Origin of the sequence: Shewanella sp. VB17 (genome assembly GCF_013248905.1) — a bacterium.
GTDB lineage: Bacteria > Pseudomonadota > Gammaproteobacteria > Enterobacterales > Shewanellaceae > Shewanella.
This window is the reverse complement of sequence record NZ_JABRVS010000001.1, coordinates 393,452-411,320: the sequence shown is the minus strand read 5'-3', so window position 1 is coordinate 411,320 and position 17,869 is coordinate 393,452. Positions and strand designations below refer to the sequence as shown.

The window sequence follows — 17,869 nt, the reverse complement described above, 5'->3', positions numbered from 1 at the left end:
TTCCTTGTGTGTTACAAATAACATGCCAATAGTTAATTTTGAGGTATACCAATGTTTTGCTATGGATTTTTAAGCAAAGGAGGAACTGGTGTTTCCTACTTTTTGCTGCTTGTTACCTGTTTACTTCCGCTTGATTTGGCTGCTAAGGGCACATTGACAACTCGGCAGCAATTAGAGGCTGAACTCCATAAAGTGTTAAGCAATGATGTCACCCAATGGCAGAAGCAAGTCGGGATTAAATCCTTGCAACAAAAAATTAAGATTCAAGTCCCTTCAGGGGCAGATAACCTTGAACCTTGTGATAAACCTTTACAGATAGATACAGGGTCAAAGCGAGTATTTGGCAATCTACAGCGAAAAGTTAGCTGTGATACACAGGGCTGGTCGATGTTTGTGAGAGCCAAAGTGAAGGTGACGGCACGACTTCCAGTTATGAATCGAGCCTTAAAACGTGGCGAGTTTGTGGCGGCGCAAGATATTGAATGGAAGGCGCTAAAGTTAGGCGCTTCAGATCGAGATCTAATGACCCGTATAGAGGATATTGTTGGTCGACAGGTGACACGGAAAATCCGCCGACATAGGGCCATCGAACTGAATCATTTGAGCTTACCTCTATGGGTAAACTTAGGCGACAAGGTGATTATCGAGGCCCGCAGTCAGGGCTTTTATGCCAATATGACAGGAGAGGCATTAGACTCTGGAGGTGAAGGACAAGCGATTAGGGTTAAAAACTTAAGCTCAGGTAAGATTATTACCGCCTACCCCACAGGAAAAGGCAGGGTTGCAACGCGATTTTAATGCCGAATAATATTTAAGTTTTGTATAAAAAGTGTCGCTTTTAGACACTAACGGTCATTAACAAGGTAACTTACCTGATGGAAATTCAAAAAATTAATGGGGCAATAAGTGCTGATATCAGCACTAAGAAAGAGCCCGTTACCTCGCCAAAACCCACAGAAACAGCTCCCAAGCTTCAACTTGCCCACAAGTCTGTAAGTGATGATTGGAAAATGCTGGCAAGTTCACAGCAAGCGTTACAGCAGATGGATGATATGGATCAAACTAAGATGCTTGAGATCCGTCAGTCTTTACGTGGGGGAACATTTACACTGGACATCGATGCTATTGCAGAGGCTATGTTGTCGCAGCATGGAAAGAGCGATGACCAGTAAAAGAAAGATAGTGCAGGACATCATTCGTGGGATCCATCAGGATATCGAAGACTATAAACAACTGAAGATTTTGATCCTGCGTCAACGAGAATTAATGCAGCGCCGAGACAATTCGGGCCTTGAACGACATAATAGCCATCAAAGTAGTGTATGTAGACAACTGCAAGCACGAGCTGATAAACGCAGCCAAGAATTGATGAGTTTAGGTTTTGCTGGAGATGCTCATGGTATAGAGCTGCTGATCACTAAATTGCCCACTCAACTCGCAAAACAAATGGAAACACTGTGGCATAGCCTGCTGTTATTAGTCAAAGAAAGCCAAGCCGTTAATGATGACAATGGTAATTTGCTCGTGGATCAGCAAACCGTGATCTCTGGATTATTAAATCGACATAAAGAGGTCAACATTGATTACGGTATGCACATACCCAGTTGAGAGCCGCCGAATAAAGGCGATATTTTTATTTTTTATATTGTTGGCGAAGTGGCTTGGGTATATACGTTACTCATACGATGATATAGATTAGCAAACAAACTAGAATATTAGGGTGAAGGATAACCAATGATTGCTAAATACATACGATGTACAGTGCCAGTAGGTCAACAAGATGCTTTTTCCCAAGGGCAGAGGCGTTGGCAAGAGACGGCACTTAGTCATGGTTTTATCTCCCAACACGGTGGCTGGGAGCAAGCAACAGGCAAAGCGATCATCTTGGCTCGTTGGGCGGATATGGAAAGTGTAAAAAATTTCATGGCGTCAGCTCATGATCCTATTGCTGACAAAACCCGTCAAGTGGGGACTTATACTGCAATATCCGTGTCTTATTTACAGCAAGTGATGCAGATCCCAGTATCTGTTGCGCCTATACCTGAGAAAGCAGCAAGTACACAAGTTGATGCTGGTTTTATTCGAATTGCAGATTGTTATATCGCTGCTGATAAGGTTGATCAATTTATCCTAGAGCAAGACACGCTCTGGAATCCGGGTATGCAACAAGTGGAGGGGATGTTAGGTGGAGAGCTATGGCGGTTTAATGATGAAGTGGATCATTATCTGGTCACCAGTTATTGGCAAAGTGAGTCTCATCATAATCACTATGTTAGCGAGCATTTTCCGGCCTTAAAGCAGCAAGCCGCCAACAATATCATCCAAACGATGTCAGGCCAAAGCATCCCAACAGAGCAAAGCTGGCAAATAGTCCCTTAAGTTGATCTTTTATACAAGGCAGAAGCTGGGTAGTTTAGTGATGCTACACAAACAAGTGACAACGCAGTAGAAAGGGTCAACAAACCTTGCCCTAGATCCGCTGCTTTATTCTTTAGCATTCCAATGCAACTTAACATCGACATCAATGTAAAAAACCTGATTTAACGATAAATTAAATCAGGATTAATCAGTTAAGCTGACTACAATTTACGCGTTGGGTCCCGCATCTTTGATTGAGTCTGGGACTTGATATTTATCGAAATTAGCCGTAAAACTCTCAGCCAATTGTTGCGCATAGCTCGCGTATTGGGCTTTATCTGTCCAAGTATTGACTGGATTTAGTAATTGAGTGTCAACCCCCGAAACGGCAACTGGAACGTGTAAGTTGAGCTTTTCAAGGTACTCTGTTTCAACACCTTTTAGTTCACCGTTGACAATGGCATCAATAATCGCACGAGTCGTTGGAATATCGAAACGCTTCCCGATACCGTGTGGGCCACCTGTCCAACCTGTGTTAACTAAATAAACCTGACTGCCGAAAGACTCAATACGCTTCATCAGTAATTCGGCATAAACCCCCGCTGGTCGAGGAAAAAATGGAGCACCGAAACAGGTCGAAAATGTTGATTGAATCGCTGAACTTGAACCCATCTCTGTCGACCCTACTTTAGCTGTGTAGCCAGATAAAAAGTGGTATGCGGCTTGCTCTTTGGTCAAAATTGACACCGGAGGCAAGACACCAGATACATCGCAAGTTAGAAAGACCACAGAGTGTGGCTCAGCGCCGCAGTTTTCTTCTTTACGCAATTCGATATGCTCAAGTGGGTAAGCAGCGCGACTATTTTCGGTCAACCTTGAGTTGGTGTAATCAGGAATTCTATTTTGATCTATAACCACGTTCTCAAGCACAGTACCGAAACGTATTGCGTTCCAGATCACAGGTTCATTTTTTTGACTCAGGTCGATACACTTAGCGTAGCAGCCACCTTCAATATTAAACACTCCACCGGGTGCCCATCCATGTTCATCATCACCGATTAAAAAACGCTTAGGATCAGCTGACAAGGTCGTCTTGCCTGTGCCTGAGAGACCAAAGAATAGAGTTGTATCTCCGTCAGCCCCTACGTTAGCTGAGCAGTGCATAGGCAGTACGCCTTTGGCGGGTAGGAGGAAATTTTGTACCGAGAACATAGATTTTTTCATCTCACCGGCATACTTAAGCCCTGCAAGCAGGACTTTACGCTCGGCAAAATTAAGGATCACTGTTGCATCTGAATAAGTGCCATCACGCTCTGGTATACACTCAAAACCAGGTGCATTGATAATTTGCCAAACAGGTTTATCGGCGGCATTAAACGCTTCTGGCACGATAAATAAATTACGAGCAAATAACTGGTGCCATGCCGTCTCTGTGGTGACACGTATAGGTTGATAATGTGCTGGATCCGCGCCGACTTCTAATTCAGAAACAAACAATTCTTTGTCGCCAAGGTACGCTTCAACTCGGTTCCATAGCGCAGTAAATCCATCAGCTGTAAAAGGTTTATTAACTGAACCCCAGTCAATATCAGCTTCAGAGCTTGGTTCTTTAACAATAAACCGATCATTAGGTGAACGGCCAGTACGTTCGCCTGTTTTAGCAACGAATGCACCGTTAGCTGTCAACTCACCTTCTTGGCGTAATAATGCGATTTCGACAAGCTGTGCGGTAGACGGGTTGCGATGAATAAGAGGTGTTCTATCCGACATTTGTAAGGTCTCCATTGTTGAGGTCTGAATTAGGGGCTGATCTTTGTCAGTTTAGTGTCGATTGCCCAGGTGATTTCTGCATGCTAAATTTCGCATTTTTTTGGTCACTTGGGTAGGTCTTTTTTTGCGCTGTATCGATTGTAACTTAAGCAGAAAATGAATGTGTGAGGAAGATCGTGAAAAGGGTGAAAAAACATATTGGTATTGTCATCCAATAACCTACCATGACGGTATTTTAATCGAGGTAAACAGACGGGGCTAAGCCCAACAATACAGCGTATTATTCGCTGTATTGTTGCATCAATCTGTGGAGGTTATTGCTTTTTATCGGGTGCTTGAATGTGGCTAAAAATAGCCTCAATATCAATAGAGTCGAATTCATAGCTAGTATTACAGTAATCACATCCCATCTGAACTTTGCCCATTTCAGCAATGATTGAGGCAATCTCTTCTCTTGATACCGTGCGTATCGCCGATGCACTGCGCTCTCGTGAGCAGGTACACGAAAAGGTCACAATTACGGGATCAAACAGCAGGACTTCTTCTTGATGATAAAGACGATGTAATACATCCTCAGCTTCAAGTTCAAACAACTCTTCTGCTTTAATGGTTGCTGTTAATTGAGTTAGGTGCTCAAACTCAACGTTATGATCGTCTTCGCTTGGAAGCTCCTGTAACAAGATACCGGCAGCCTGCTTGCCATTTGCAAACAATGTGATAGAAGTAGCAAGTTGTTCCGATTGAGTGAAGTAATCTTCTAGACAGGCGGCTAAATTAGGCTGGCTCATCGCCACGACACCTTGGTAACGCTCACCTTCCTTTGGACTTAGCGTGATAATCATCTGACCTTTACCAAACAATTGCTGTAAATCGGCATCATCGCTTAATTCACCATTAAAACGCGCTACCCCACGCAGTTGCTGTAGATTGTTGCCATTGATCACAGCGAATGAAACTGGGCCATTGCCTTGCAGCTGTACACTAATATCACCATCGAACTTTAAGGTCGCGGTTAACAACGAAGTTGCCGCAAGCAATTGACCCAGTAGACATTGAATTACAGTCGGGTAGTCGTGTGCAGCAAGTACTTCTTGATAGCTCTTCTCAAGTTGTACCAGTTCGCCACGAACATCTGTATTTTCAAATAGATATCGATGTAAATTATCTTTACTCATGTTTGTTCCACAATAATCATCTTGTATAATAAACGGCTCCACATGTTTGGAGCCGAAATGGATTGCTGCTATCCAATGAAATGCAACAAATGGAAATTAACTCTCTTTAAAGCGTATTAACTGACGGCGTTGTTTTTTATCCGGTTTATGGTCCGGAGCTGGGTTATTGAGCACGTTTAGCCGTCTGGCTTCGGCATAGGTTTCACGTTTCGTTACACTTTCTGGTGTTTCTTGGTACAAAGTTTGCGCAACTGTTGCTTTTTGTCTTTGTTCTGATAATTTTTTTATGACAATTTGTTTTTCATCATGCCCCTGCCTTAACTTGATGATAGCATTCAGTTCTGCAACCTTGCTAGATTTTACTCGCTGGCCATTGTAATGCACTTTACCACCATTAATCATCTCTTTGGCAATGGCACGCGTTTTATAAAAACGTGCAGCCCAAAGCCACTTGTCTAGGCGGATAGAGGGTATTTCTTCAGTGGGTTTAGTCATCGAATCTCCATGATAATACTAACAATGGCTGCGTGCAGAAAACGAAATTGTTGCGTCGATTATCAAAAGAATTCTTCTCGATAGTGACTGCAAAGGCCCTTATTTAGACGCGCAAAAATAACATATTTTGCCCCTTTTCGCCAATAAGCTAAAATTGTAGACTTGTTGCTATTAGCAGTCTAGGTTAGCATGAGGCACATTCACTAAATTATCTTAATCAGAACAGAGACCTGTGTCGAGGGTCCACATTATATGGATTTATTAGATAAAATTATCAACAAGGCGGCGGACATTCCGCATAAACCTTTGAGCAATAGTGTTTTTTTTGGCGGCTTAATCATTGCCATTTACCTTTTAGCTCAAATCTCATGGAAATTAGTCCCAGCCTCAGAGCCTACGTCTAACTGGCGCCCAACCCCGACTAGCGTGGGATCAGGCAAGAGTATTAATGTGTCTCAATTACAAGCATTATCACTTTTTGGCAATGCCGAACTTGGCGCTAAAAAGCCCATAGTGGCTGAAGTTGAAGAACAAATGACTGATGCACCTAAGACTTCTTTATCAATTCAATTAACTGGGGTTGTCGCATCGACGTCACAACAAAAAGGTTTGGCTGTGGTTGAATCCAGCGGCAGTCAAAATACTTATGGTCTCGGAGATAAAATTAAGGGCACATCAGCATCACTAAAAGAGGTATATGCCGATCGCATCATCATTACTAACAGTGGCCGCTATGAAACCTTAATGCTAGATGGCCTTAAATATGAGACCAATGGCCAAGCCAATAAGCAGCTACAGCAAGCTAAATCGGTGCGCAAAGTGGATCAACGCCAAAATAGTCAGGTTATTGAGGAGTTACTGGAGTCCAGAGATGAGCTGTTAGCGGATCCGAGCAAGTTAACTGACTATTTAGCCATATCCCCGGTACAGAATGGGGAAGAACTACAAGGTTATCGCCTCAATGCCGGTAAAGACAGGGAACTGTTTACACAGGCGGGTTTTAAAGCCAATGACTTAGCAAAATCTATTAATGGTTATGATCTAACTGAGATGACTCAAGCATTAGAGGTGATGTCACAATTATCCGATTTAACTGACGTTTCTTTGATGGTTGAACGTGACGGACAATTGATTGAGATCTTGTTCAGTTTACCTCATCAATAGCAGTAACTAACGTTATATGAAAATAATAATAGCATTCGCCGCACGCCATATCAGGGCGTGTATGTGTGAATAAAGCACACTGCATCCTTAGTATTTTTAGCTAGGACAGCAAGTGATAAACAGCTTAAGTTTTATGGGAAGTTAACATGCATAAGAAGTACATTCGTAAGAAGTTAATCGCAGGAATGGTAATGGGTGCGTCACTACTGATGTCACCGCTTGCTTGGTCTGAGCAGTATGCGGCTAATTTTAAAGGAACTGATATTGAAGAGTTTATCAACGTTGTTGGTAAAAATTTAAACAAAACTATTATTGTTGACCCAACAGTGCGCGGTAAGATCAATGTGCGCAGTTATGATCTCCTCAATAATGAGCAATATTATCAATTCTTCCTCAATGTGCTTCAGGTCTACGGTTATGCTGTTGTCGAAATGGACAATAACATCATCAAGGTTATCAAAGACAAGGACGCGAAAACAGCGTCCATTCGTGTTGCCGATGATAATATTCCCGGTGTCGGTGATGAAATGGTCACTCGCATTGTCGCGCTATATAACACAGAAGCTAAGCAGTTAGCTCCGCTACTTCGCCAGCTTAACGATAATGCCGGTGGCGGTAATGTGGTTAATTACGACCCGTCGAATGTACTGATGATCTCTGGCCGAGCGGCTGTGGTAAATAAATTGGTTGAAATCGTACGCCGAGTCGACAAGCAAGGTGATACTGCAGTAGAGGTGGTACCACTGGATTATGCCTCCGCAGGCGAAATTGTGCGTATTGTTGAGGCCTTATACCGCTCTAGCACCAACCAGTCTCGAACACCAGGTAAGTCGCCTAAAGTGGTGGCCGATGAGCGCATGAATGCGGTATTGGTCAGTGGTGATGAGAAAAGTCGCAAACGTGTGGTCAGCTTAATTAAAAGGCTTGATGCCGAGCAGGCAAGCGCAGGCAATACCAAAGTTCGCTACCTTAAATACGCTGATGCAGAAGAGTTGGTCGAAGTATTAACCGGTGTCGCTGAGAAATTGGTCGACGCTAATGTGGGCGCTTCCCCAAAAGGGGGCGGCAGTAAAAAGCGTAATGAAGTGAATATTATGGCTGATACTGGCACCAACGCCTTGATTATCACCGCAGAGCCAGATCAAATGCGCACCATTGACAGCGTGATCAATCAGCTTGATATTCGCCGCGCACAAGTCTTAGTCGAGGCCATCATTGTTGAAGTGGGTGACGGCGACAATGTGGCCTTTGGTGTGCAAATGGGTTCGCTAGCCGGTGGTGGAACTCAGTTTAACAACATTGGTCCCACCATTGGTGAGGTTGGCGCCGGTATTTGGGATATGAAGCCTGTGGAGGGAGACCTTGTCTGTCCAGGCGGAGATAATGTTAGTGGTGCTAAATGTGAGAATAACCCTGATACACCTGGTGATATTACCGCACTGGCTAGTGCCATAGGCAAAGTGAGTGGCATGGCCTGGGGCGTAACTATGGGAGATTTTGGCGCCCTAGTACAAGCGGTCGCCAGTGATACCACCTCAAATGTATTATCGACGCCCTCAGTGACCACATTAGATAACGAAGAGGCCACCATCACCGTAGGTGAAGAGGTACCGATATTAGGCACCTCTCAAGCCTCAGACAGTGGCAATGGCAACCCGCTGCAAACGGTTGAACGTGAACCTGTCGGGGTGATACTGAAAGTGACCCCGCAAATAAACGAAGGCAATTCAGTTAAATTAGTCATTGAACAAGAAGTCTCGAATGTTAACGGCACCACAGATATAGATATTACGATTTCGACGCGCAATGTCACCACCACAGTGATGGCCGATGATGGCGAAATTGTGGTGATAGGCGGCTTAATTCAAGAAAGTGTGCAAGAAAGTGTACAAAAAGTGCCATTTTTAGGCGATATCCCTGTTATTGGTTGGTTGTTTAGATCCTCGTCAAGTAAAAAAACCAAAAGTAATTTGATGATATTTATTAAACCCACCATTATTCGAGATGAAGGTACGATGAATGGGGTTGCTGGGCGTAAATATAATTATTTCAGAGCATTACAGCTAGAGCAGCTAGAGCGAGGCATAAACCTGATGCCTGATAGTCAGGTGCCAGTACTTGAAGAATGGAACCAATCTGAGTATTTACCGCCAGAAGTGAATGACATACTTGAGCGTTACAAAGCAGGTAAAGGGCTCGACACTAAAATGCGCAGAAGTGATGATGCCTTGAAATCGATTTCTGAGAGTAAAGCGCAAGACGCCATTGATGCCGAAGCCGAGGCTGCCGCGAGCAGTGAAGGCAGTCACTCAGAAAGAACTAGTGCAGAAGACAGTACTGTAGAAAAGAGCACCGCCGTTAGTGAAGATAGCAGCAATGAGTGAATCAGCAATCACTCAACTTGATGAACTGGCTCAAGTGAGTAGTGAATTAAGCTTAACGGCTGAAAATGAAACCGATGAAGTGTTTCATTCGTACAGTAAAGAGCGCTTACCGTTCGCTTTTGCGCACCGCTTTAAGCTGGTGTTGGATAAGCGAGATGAGGTGCTAACCTTGTTTCATACTCAGGATTCACCTGTGGCGGCCCTACTTGAAGCTAGGCGTTATACCGGACGCGACTTGCCGTTAGTCGAGCTTGAGGCCATTGAATTTGAAACGAAACTGACCATGGCTTACCAAGCTAATTCATCAGAAGCGCAACAGTTAATGGAAGATATCGGCAATGAGATGGATTTATTCACCTTGGCCGAAGAGCTGCCGCAAACAGAAGATTTGTTAGAAGGAGATGATGATGCGCCAATCATTAAGTTGATTAACGCCTTGTTATCGGAAGCAATTAAAGAAGAAGCGTCTGATATTCATATCGAAACCTACGAGAAGCAGTTGGTGGTTCGTTTTCGTGTTGATGGCGTGCTAAAAGAAGTGCTTAAGCCAAACCGTAAGCTGTCATCTTTACTGGTTTCGCGGATTAAAGTAATGGCACGTCTCGATATTGCCGAAAAGCGGGTACCACAAGATGGCCGTATTTCATTGCGTATTGGTGGCCGTGCGGTGGATGTGCGAGTATCGACCATGCCATCGAGTCACGGTGAGCGGGTGGTGTTACGTTTATTGGATAAAAATACCGGTAACTTAGACCTAGTACAGCTGGGCATGACAAGTGCAATACAAGTGTTGTACGAAGAATTAATTCGCAAACCTCACGGCATTATTTTGGTGACCGGGCCAACAGGCTCAGGTAAGAGTACCACCTTGTACGCAGGTCTTACCGAGCTTAATTCAAAAGACACTAACATATTGACGGTAGAAGATCCTATTGAATATGAGCTAGAGGGCGTCGGCCAGACTCAGGTTAACACCAAAGTAGATATGACCTTTGCTCGTGGCTTACGCGCTGTATTGCGTCAAGATCCCGATGTGGTGATGATTGGTGAAATTCGCGACTTAGAAACGGCGCAAATTGCCGTTCAAGCGTCATTAACTGGCCATATGGTACTATCGACCTTACACACTAATACCGCAGCAGGCTCTATTACTCGATTACAGGACATGGGAGTAGAGCCATTTCTTGTATCATCGAGTTTGCTTGGCGTATTAGCTCAACGCTTAATCCGTACTTTATGCAAAGATTGCAAGTCTGAACATGTGCCAGATAGAAGTGAACGTGCTTTATTAGGCATGGCTGATGATGACACTCGGGTGATTTATCGTGCTGAAGGGTGTAAAAGTTGCAGCCACAATGGTTATCGCGGTCGTACTGGTATTCATGAACTTTTAGTGGTCGATGATGATGTTCGCGAATTAATCCATACCGGACGAGGCGAGCTGGCAATTGAGAGGCACATACGCAAATCAACGCCGAGTATTCGACACGATGGCATGAGTAAAGTGCTGGCGGGTAAAACCACATTAGAAGAAGTACTTCGTGTCACTCGTGAGGAGTAACTGATGCCAGCATTTGAATATAAGGCGTTAGATAATAAGGGTAAGCAGCAAAAAGGGGTGATGGAAGCCGATACCGCTCGTCATGCCAGAAGTCAGCTAAGAGAGCTGCGCTTAATGCCACTGGAAATCGTGCCAGTGACCGAAAAAGAAGCCAAAGCTAACTCTACTGGTAAGCATGTTTTTAAGCGTGGAATTTCAGTCGCTGAACTGGCCTTAATCACACGTCAAATTGCCACATTAGTGGCAGCAGGCTTACCGATAGAAGAAGCATTAAAGGCCGTCGGCCAGCAATGTGAAAAAGACCGATTAGCCAGTATGATCATGGCCGTACGTTCACGGGTGGTTGAAGGTTATAGTTTGGCTGACTCTATGGCTGAATTTTCTTATATCTTTGACGATCTTTACCGCGCGATGGTGGCATCAGGTGAGAAATCGGGCCACTTAGAAGTGGTACTTAATCGGTTGGCCGATTACACCGAGCGTCGTCAACAGCTAAAAAATAAGATGACTCAAGCCATGATCTACCCGGTGGTATTAACCGTGGTGGCTATCAGTGTGATTGCTATTTTGCTTGCCGCAGTAGTGCCTGAAGTGGTGGGTCAGTTTGAACATATGGGCCAAGAGTTACCTTGGACAACTCTGCTGTTGATCGCCGCCTCAGACTTTATTAGAGATTATGGCCTCATTGTTTTAGGAGTCGGTGTTGGTATGTTTGTCTTGCTTAAGCGTCTGCTAACTAAACCTGTTTATCGAATGAAATATGATACCTATTTACTGGTATTACCCGTGATTGGGCGTGTTAGTAAGGGGCTGAATACAGCAAGGTTTGCGCGTACTTTAAGTATCTTAACTGCCAGCGCAGTTCCCCTATTAGATGCGATGCGTATCGCCAGTGAAGTACTGATTAATGTGAAAGTGCGTGCCGGGGTTGAAGATGCCACAGCGCGAGTACGTGAGGGGACAAGTTTAGGTGCAGCATTAGGCAATACGAAACTTTTCCCTCCTATGATGCTCTATATGATTGCATCGGGTGAGAAAAGTGGTCAGTTGGAGCAGATGCTCGAACGAGCCGCTGACAATCAAGATAGAGAGTTCGAGTCCAATGTCAATATCGCCTTAGGTGTATTTGAACCTTTGTTAGTGGTGAGTATGGCCGCTGTGGTACTGTTTATTGTACTGGCCATTTTACAACCGATTTTAGAGTTGAATAACATGGTTAGTGGTTAGTGGTTTTATTTTCTGTATTCGCTGATGATGCAGAATGGTTTTATTAAGAGGATGTAGTTAATGCAAACAAGAAAAAAACAACAGGGCTTTACCTTACTTGAAGTCATGGTTGTGATTGTGATTTTGGGTATTTTAGCGTCTATGGTTGTGCCAAATCTCATGGGCAACAAAGATAAAGCCGATGTGCAAAAAGCGATCTCTGATATCGTGGCATTAGAAAACTCTTTAGACATGTATAAATTAGATAACAGTGTCTATCCAACAACAGATCAAGGTTTAGAAGCGCTAACACAAAAGCCGACAAGTACACCTGTGCCACGTAATTACCGTGAAGACGGCTATGTGAAACGTTTACCACAAGATCCATGGAGAAACGATTACCTATTATTGAGCCCTGGTGAAAATAGTAAGATTGATGTTTTTAGCATAGGACCGGATGGCCAGGCTGGGACTGAAGATGATATTGGTAACTGGAACCTACAGAACTTTCAGTGATCACTGAATCTTCTGCTTATTCATATTCTATGGTGACTGTTAAGGCTGAAATTTGATGAAGCGTATGCATCAAAGGGGTTTTACCTTACTGGAAGTTTTATTGGTCATCCTCTTAATGGGGCTGGCCGCTTCTGCTGTTACCATGGGAATGGGGGGATCAGATAAGAAAAAGAAACTGGAAGCAACAGCCAAGCAATTTATTGCGACCACTGAAATGGTGCTTGATGAGACTGTCCTTAATGGTTTTTTTATTGGCATTATCGTCGAAGACACTAGCTACAAATATGTCGTTTATGATGATGAAAAATGGCAAGATTTAACCCAAGATAGGCTGTTATCTGAGCGGCAGATGAATGAAGGTGTACAAATAGACTTAATGCTTGATGGCTTGCCTTTAGCGCAAGAAGATGAAGACGATGAGTCCTTTTTGGGTCAGTCTTTAATGGAGCAGTGGGCTGAGGAAAGAGAGAAGTTTCCTGAGCCACAAATTCTGTTATTTCCAAGTGGCGAAATGAGCGCTTTTGAGTTGACGTTTGTAAGCGAAGATGAATCAGGTAATAAGGTAACGGCTTTAGTTGTGGGTGATGGGCTGGGGCGATTAACCTTAGGAAGAAAAGATGATTTCGACCATCAATAAAACCAAAGGAATGACCTTACTTGAGGTCATTGTAGCCTTAGCCATTTTTTCAATTGCGGCGGTGTCCATCACTAAAAGTTTAGGCCAACAGATGGCTAATATGCCTATCTTAGAGCAGCGTACTTATGCTCAGTGGGCGGCAGACAATGTGATGGTTGATGCAAGATTAGAAACACGGTTTCCCAAAGTTGGTAAGAAAGAAGGTAAAATTGAATTTGCCGGTAAAGATTGGTATTGGCGTAAAGAAGTCATTAAAACTGAAGATGATAATATGCGAATGATCCGCATTAGTATTAGTGATGAGAAGCGTTATAAGCGAGTGCTTGCTCAGGTAAATAGCTATGTATTCAATTCAGAAGCGTAACGGCGCGGGTTTTACCCTGCTTGAAATGCTGATCGCAATTTCGATTTTTGCCATGTTGGGTCTAGCTTCTAATGCACTACTACAGACTGTGATGCGTAACGATGAAGTAACCAAAGATTTCTCTAATAAGCTCAAGGCGATGCAACAGGGTTTTGGTGCTGTCGAGCGTGACTTAATGCAAATGGTCGCACGTACTCCACGTTTATTAGAAGGGGGCCGTGGCACTCATGTTTTTCAAATAGGCTCAGATATTGTAGATTCGGAATCTGACGCGTTAATTTTTTATCGTTTAGGTTGGTTAAACCCTAGTGGCATCTTACCGCGCGGCAGTATTCAATCTGTCGCCTATGTTGTTCAAGAAAATAATCTAGAACGTTGGTATTACCCCTACCCAGATCCTGAATTTAACAGTGAGCCGATAAAAACCATCGTGATGCGTGATGTACTTGCGGTGGAATACACATTCTTTGTTAAGGATAAATGGGAAGATAAAGTGGATGCCACTCAATTGCCAAAAGCAATAGCGATGGAGATTGAATTAGAGGGGCTAGGTAAAATTCAGCGTAAGTTTTTACTTCCTGTAGGTGCAACAGCTGATGCAGCTAATGATGATAGTAAGGACGGCGACGATAGCAAGGATGATGACAAGGACAAAAATGGTTCAGATAAGGAAGATAAATAGTGGGTAAGCTGCCAAATAAGCAGCGAGGAGTCGCACTGATTGTGGTATTGCTTATCGTGGCCATGGTGGCAATTATTGCGACCAATATTAATAGTCGTAATCAACTTTCGATGCGTCGTACGTTAAATGTGGCCCAATATGATCAGGCGTTTTGGTATGCTCTTGCTGCTGAAGAACTGACTAAAAAAGCATTGAAGCAAGACCTGGAAGATGATGACAATCGAGTACACTTACAGCAATATTGGGCTCAGTCTGATATGGTTTTTGATGTTGATAATGGTGTTGTTGGCGGTAAAATCAGTGATATGCGTGCTTGCTTTAATCTTAATTCACTTGCGGTTGGCGACACAGAAAAAGAAAAAAACAATCCCAATGGCCAAGATAAACTGTCATTAGCTGCCCGCCAATATAAGGGCTTGTTAGTGGCGTTAGGAATGGATGATTTTTCAGCAGAACAGCTGACTTACACCTTGAAAGATTATCTCGATGAGGACACTCGTTCGAGCCAATTTGGTGCAGAAGATGCGGAATATGAATCTCGTCATGTGCCCTATCGCGCAGCGAATACCTTGATGAGTCATCGTAGTGAGTTAAGAGCTGTTATCGGGTATTCTCAGGACCTTTATCTCAAATTGTTACCCTATATTTGTGCCATCCCTGGTAATACCCAGCAGTTATTGAACGTCAATACCATTAAAGTTGAACAAGCAGCACTGTTAGCCGGCATGTTCAATGGCAAAATGTCTGTGGGTGAAGCTGAAAATGTGATTAATCAGCGTCCAAATGACGAAGGCTATGAAAAAATTGAAGATTTTAAAACAAACTCGTCGGTTGCTAATTTATTGTCTGAGGATGCAGCCTTAAGTTCAAGTTTTGTTATTAAAAGCAAATACTTCCGACTCGAAGCAGCCGCTAAGGTCGATACCGCAGTATTCCGTTTAGAGAGTGTCATTAAAGCAGAAGGTTCAAGTTTTAATATATTGACTCGGCAGTTTGGTGGACAAAAATAATGACAATCTTATTGGCTAGTCGCCATAAGATCGGTGGAGAATGAGTGTGAGTGAGAGATTATTTATTCGCTTAGGGACAAATTCAGATCAAGCCTGTGACTGGGTCGTTTGGTCAGAACAGGAACAAGAAATTATTGCTTCAGGTGAATTAAAAAATGCCGAAGCATTAGCTAGCCTAACAAAGCGCGCAGAACAGAGTGTTGTCGATGTGTTAGTACCATCATCAGCGATCACGTTAACCTCAGTTGAATTACCTGAAAAAGGTCAACGTCAGGCAATTCAAGCACTGCCTTTTATGCTGGAAGAATCCTTAGCAGAAAATGTGGATGAGCTGCATTTTGTGCCAGGCCCACGAGATGGGGAATCATTGAGTATTGCGGTAGTATCACATCAACAGATGCAAGAGTGGATGAGTTGGTTAAGTGAAGCGGGTCTAAAAGTGAATAAATTAGTTCCTGACTGTTTAGCTTTACCTCTTGATGGCTGTCAATGGGCTGCTATTAAATTTAATCAGGAATATTTAGTCAGAACGGGTGCAGGATCGGGTGTGTGCCTTACATCTGATTGGCTCGATATTGTGTTACCCAAATTACTTCCAGTGGATCAAGACACATTAGTGACAGTAGCTGGCCACAGTGAATTAGCGTTCACTGGTGCAGATGTAAAACCTCAAGCACTTGAACTGCCAATGTTAGTATTAGCAAAGGGGATTATCTCTGCGCCATTGAACCTGCTATCAGGTATTTATAGCCCTAAGCGTGAGTATAGTAAGCATTTATTTTTATGGCGAAATGCAGCTATTGTGATAGCGATGACTTTGATATTAAGCTTAGTAAATAAAGGGCTTAATATTGCTCAAATGAATGCTGAGCATTCAAGATTGAAGGCTGAAAGTGAAAAGATTTATCAGCAAGCTGTACCGGGTAGCTCCAGAATTATCAATTTACGCTCTCAAATGGAAAAAAAGCTACATAGCATGCAGGGAAATAGTGGTGGCAGTGAGTTTTTTAGTCTGCTGCAAGGGTTAGAACCTGCTTTTACTCAAGTGCCGACACTTAAGCCTACAAGCTTACGGTTTGATAGTACGCGCAATGAATTGAGAATGCAGGTGACAGCAAAAAACTATGCTCAAGTCGAACAATTTAAAACCATTGTATCGGCTACCTATCAACTCGATTCAGGCGCAATGAATAGTGGCGAAGACTCAGTAACCAGTACGCTAACATTGAAGAGTAAATAATATGGAAAACCTCAAAGTTTGGTGGAATGGACTTATTTTACGCGAGCAACAGCTTGTTGGAACCTGTGGCTTTTTTTTGTTATTAGCTATCTTGTATTGGGGGATCTGGACCCCGATAGTAAACGCAGAGTTGAAGGCTGAACGTGGTTTACAGGCGCAACAAAAAACTTTAAATTTTGTTAAAAAAACGGCAAATCAGATTGAAGGATTACGTCTAAATAGCAGTAAGGCTAGTTTTAGTGGCAGTTTAAGTGCCGCTGTGAACCAGAGCGCTGGGGCATTTGGTCTTGAAATAACGCGCATGCAGCCTCAAGCAAATAAGATACAAATTTGGATGGACGATGTGCCTTTTGATGCGTTATTGGGTTATTTAAATGAGTTGATACAAGTCAAAGGTTTATCATTAGATAGTATCGATCTTGCCGAATCAGATCTCGCGGGATATGTTAAAGTACGCCGCATTCAGCTTTCACAATAGTCTAGTTAATGATTCAAGTTAACTCGTCATTTTTATAGGTGTTGTAGTGAATTTAACCAAAAAAATAATATTAGGTGTGCTTGTTTACCTAACTTTTATGCTTGTACTCTTACCAGCTGATATTGCCGTTAAGCTGGCTCCACTGCCCACTAATATGAATATTAGTGGTGTTTCTGGCAGTATCTGGTCTGGAAAAATTGAATCTGTCAGTATTGGGCAACGACAAATAGATCAGGTTCAATGGCAATTAAGTCCTTGGGGCTTACTTTTAGGTAAAGTAACGTTAGATCTTGTCATCGGAAACCCTACTTCCCCTGTTAATGGTAAAGGCTTAGTCACTTTATCGATGTCGGGTATTGATGCTGAAGGGTTAAAGTTTGATGCGCCAAGTCGTTTTCTATTGGGTGAGACTCGTTTGCCTTTTCGCACCGAAATTGCAGGTGAGTTGAGTGTGTTTATCGGTACCTTGCAACAAGGTCTACCTTGGTGTGAACAATTAGATGGTAAGCTTTTTCTCAATGCTGTTCGGGTAAAAAACCAGTTTGGTCATTATCCATTAGGTGATATCGAGTTAGCCTTAGCGTGTATCGATGGTAATGTTGAAATAAGATCTAATGAAGAAATGAATCAACTGGGTTTCAATGGCAGCGTGCTACTGCAAGCTGAAAAAAATGTCGTCATTTCAGCCAAAATAAAAGAAACGGCTTCTCAACCTGACGATCTTAAAAAAGCGCTTACCTTTTTAGGTAAGAAAGACAGCAATGGTTATTACCCTATTAAGTATCAAGGGATAATCCCTTTATAAATAGGAATTTCCGCCTTACCAAGG

Annotated in this window: 19 protein-coding genes; 16 read left to right on the top strand and 3 right to left on the bottom strand. The window is 43.1% G+C overall.

Annotation, left to right across the window (positions count from 1 at the left end; translation table 11 throughout):
• The first annotated feature begins 51 nt into the window (after positions 1-51).
• From flgA to HQQ94_RS01815, 4 genes are all read left to right on the top strand, one after another.
• Entirely contained in the window at positions 52-798 is a 747-nt protein-coding gene (gene flgA, locus HQQ94_RS01830; RefSeq protein ID WP_173292828.1) for a flagellar basal body P-ring formation chaperone FlgA, read from the top strand.
• Between the two features lie 77 nt (positions 799-875).
• Positions 876-1,172, top strand: a complete 297-nt coding sequence (gene flgM, locus HQQ94_RS01825; RefSeq protein WP_173292827.1) for a flagellar biosynthesis anti-sigma factor FlgM — start codon at positions 876-878, stop codon at positions 1,170-1,172.
• Entirely contained in the window at positions 1,162-1,608 is a 447-nt protein-coding gene (locus HQQ94_RS01820) for a flagellar protein FlgN (protein ID WP_254303976.1), read from the top strand. The genes flgM and HQQ94_RS01820 overlap by 11 nt, the downstream gene beginning before the upstream one ends.
• A 126-nt stretch (positions 1,609-1,734) precedes the next feature.
• The gene (locus HQQ94_RS01815; protein ID WP_173292825.1) at positions 1,735-2,379 is read left to right on the top strand and encodes a DUF4937 domain-containing protein; all 645 of its coding nucleotides are present in this window, start codon (positions 1,735-1,737) and stop codon (positions 2,377-2,379) included.
• A gap of 207 nt (positions 2,380-2,586) precedes the next feature.
• Here the strand turns inward: HQQ94_RS01815 and HQQ94_RS01810 are convergent, their stop codons facing one another.
• The 3 genes from HQQ94_RS01810 to hslR all read right to left on the bottom strand — a co-directional run bounded on the left by HQQ94_RS01810 (position 2,587) and on the right by hslR (position 5,798).
• Positions 2,587-4,143, bottom strand: coding sequence for a phosphoenolpyruvate carboxykinase (locus tag HQQ94_RS01810; protein ID WP_302051836.1), 1,557 nt, complete (start codon positions 4,141-4,143; stop codon positions 2,587-2,589).
• A gap of 299 nt (positions 4,144-4,442) precedes the next feature.
• A complete protein-coding gene (gene hslO, locus HQQ94_RS01805; RefSeq protein ID WP_173292823.1) occupies positions 4,443-5,303 on the bottom strand; it encodes an Hsp33 family molecular chaperone HslO in 861 nt (286 codons plus the stop codon).
• Between the two features lie 96 nt (positions 5,304-5,399).
• Positions 5,400-5,798, bottom strand: a complete 399-nt coding sequence (gene hslR / locus HQQ94_RS01800; RefSeq protein WP_173292822.1) for a ribosome-associated heat shock protein Hsp15 — start codon at positions 5,796-5,798, stop codon at positions 5,400-5,402.
• A gap of 252 nt (positions 5,799-6,050) precedes the next feature.
• On the opposite strand from hslR, the gene gspC reads away from it, so the two are divergent.
• The 12 genes from gspC to HQQ94_RS01740 all read left to right on the top strand — a co-directional run bounded on the left by gspC (position 6,051) and on the right by HQQ94_RS01740 (position 17,845).
• On the top strand, positions 6,051-6,962 hold the full coding sequence (gspC, locus tag HQQ94_RS01795; RefSeq protein WP_173292821.1) for a type II secretion system protein GspC: 912 nt from the start codon (positions 6,051-6,053) through the stop codon (positions 6,960-6,962).
• Positions 6,963-7,108: 146 nt separating this feature from the next.
• Positions 7,109-9,346, top strand: a complete 2,238-nt coding sequence (gene gspD / locus HQQ94_RS01790; RefSeq protein WP_173292820.1) for a type II secretion system secretin GspD — start codon at positions 7,109-7,111, stop codon at positions 9,344-9,346.
• Positions 9,339-10,907, top strand: a complete 1,569-nt coding sequence (gene gspE / locus HQQ94_RS01785) for a type II secretion system ATPase GspE (protein WP_217273978.1) — start codon at positions 9,339-9,341, stop codon at positions 10,905-10,907. Before gspD ends, gspE begins: the two co-directional genes overlap by 8 nt.
• 3 nt (positions 10,908-10,910) lie before the next feature.
• Complete coding sequence (gspF, locus tag HQQ94_RS01780) at positions 10,911-12,134, top strand: type II secretion system inner membrane protein GspF (protein WP_173292819.1); 1,224 nt, start codon at positions 10,911-10,913, stop codon at positions 12,132-12,134.
• A 60-nt stretch (positions 12,135-12,194) separates the two neighbouring features.
• Entirely contained in the window at positions 12,195-12,629 is a 435-nt protein-coding gene (gene gspG, locus HQQ94_RS01775; RefSeq protein ID WP_173292818.1) for a type II secretion system major pseudopilin GspG, read from the top strand.
• Between the two features lie 55 nt (positions 12,630-12,684).
• Entirely contained in the window at positions 12,685-13,266 is a 582-nt protein-coding gene (gspH, locus tag HQQ94_RS01770) for a type II secretion system minor pseudopilin GspH (RefSeq protein WP_173292817.1), read from the top strand.
• Complete coding sequence (gene gspI / locus HQQ94_RS01765; protein WP_173296474.1) at positions 13,259-13,630, top strand: type II secretion system minor pseudopilin GspI; 372 nt, start codon at positions 13,259-13,261, stop codon at positions 13,628-13,630. Before gspH ends, gspI begins: the two co-directional genes overlap by 8 nt.
• Positions 13,608-14,312: a type II secretion system minor pseudopilin GspJ gene (gspJ, locus tag HQQ94_RS01760; RefSeq protein ID WP_173292816.1), complete on the top strand. Its 705-nt coding sequence runs from the start codon at positions 13,608-13,610 to the stop codon at positions 14,310-14,312. The genes gspI and gspJ overlap by 23 nt, the downstream gene beginning before the upstream one ends.
• Positions 14,312-15,322: a type II secretion system minor pseudopilin GspK gene (gene gspK / locus HQQ94_RS01755; protein ID WP_375335688.1), complete on the top strand. Its 1,011-nt coding sequence runs from the start codon at positions 14,312-14,314 to the stop codon at positions 15,320-15,322. The genes gspJ and gspK overlap by 1 nt, the downstream gene beginning before the upstream one ends.
• A gap of 46 nt (positions 15,323-15,368) precedes the next feature.
• A complete protein-coding gene (gspL, locus tag HQQ94_RS01750) occupies positions 15,369-16,562 on the top strand; it encodes a type II secretion system protein GspL (protein WP_173292815.1) in 1,194 nt (397 codons plus the stop codon).
• A gap of 1 nt (position 16,563) precedes the next feature.
• Positions 16,564-17,040 carry a type II secretion system protein M gene (locus HQQ94_RS01745; RefSeq protein WP_173292814.1) on the top strand — a complete coding sequence of 159 codons (477 nt, stop codon included), beginning with the start codon at positions 16,564-16,566 and terminating at the stop codon, positions 17,038-17,040.
• Between the two features lie 46 nt (positions 17,041-17,086).
• Positions 17,087-17,845: a type II secretion system protein N gene (locus HQQ94_RS01740; RefSeq protein WP_173292813.1), complete on the top strand. Its 759-nt coding sequence runs from the start codon at positions 17,087-17,089 to the stop codon at positions 17,843-17,845.
• Positions 17,846-17,869 lie beyond the last annotated feature (24 nt).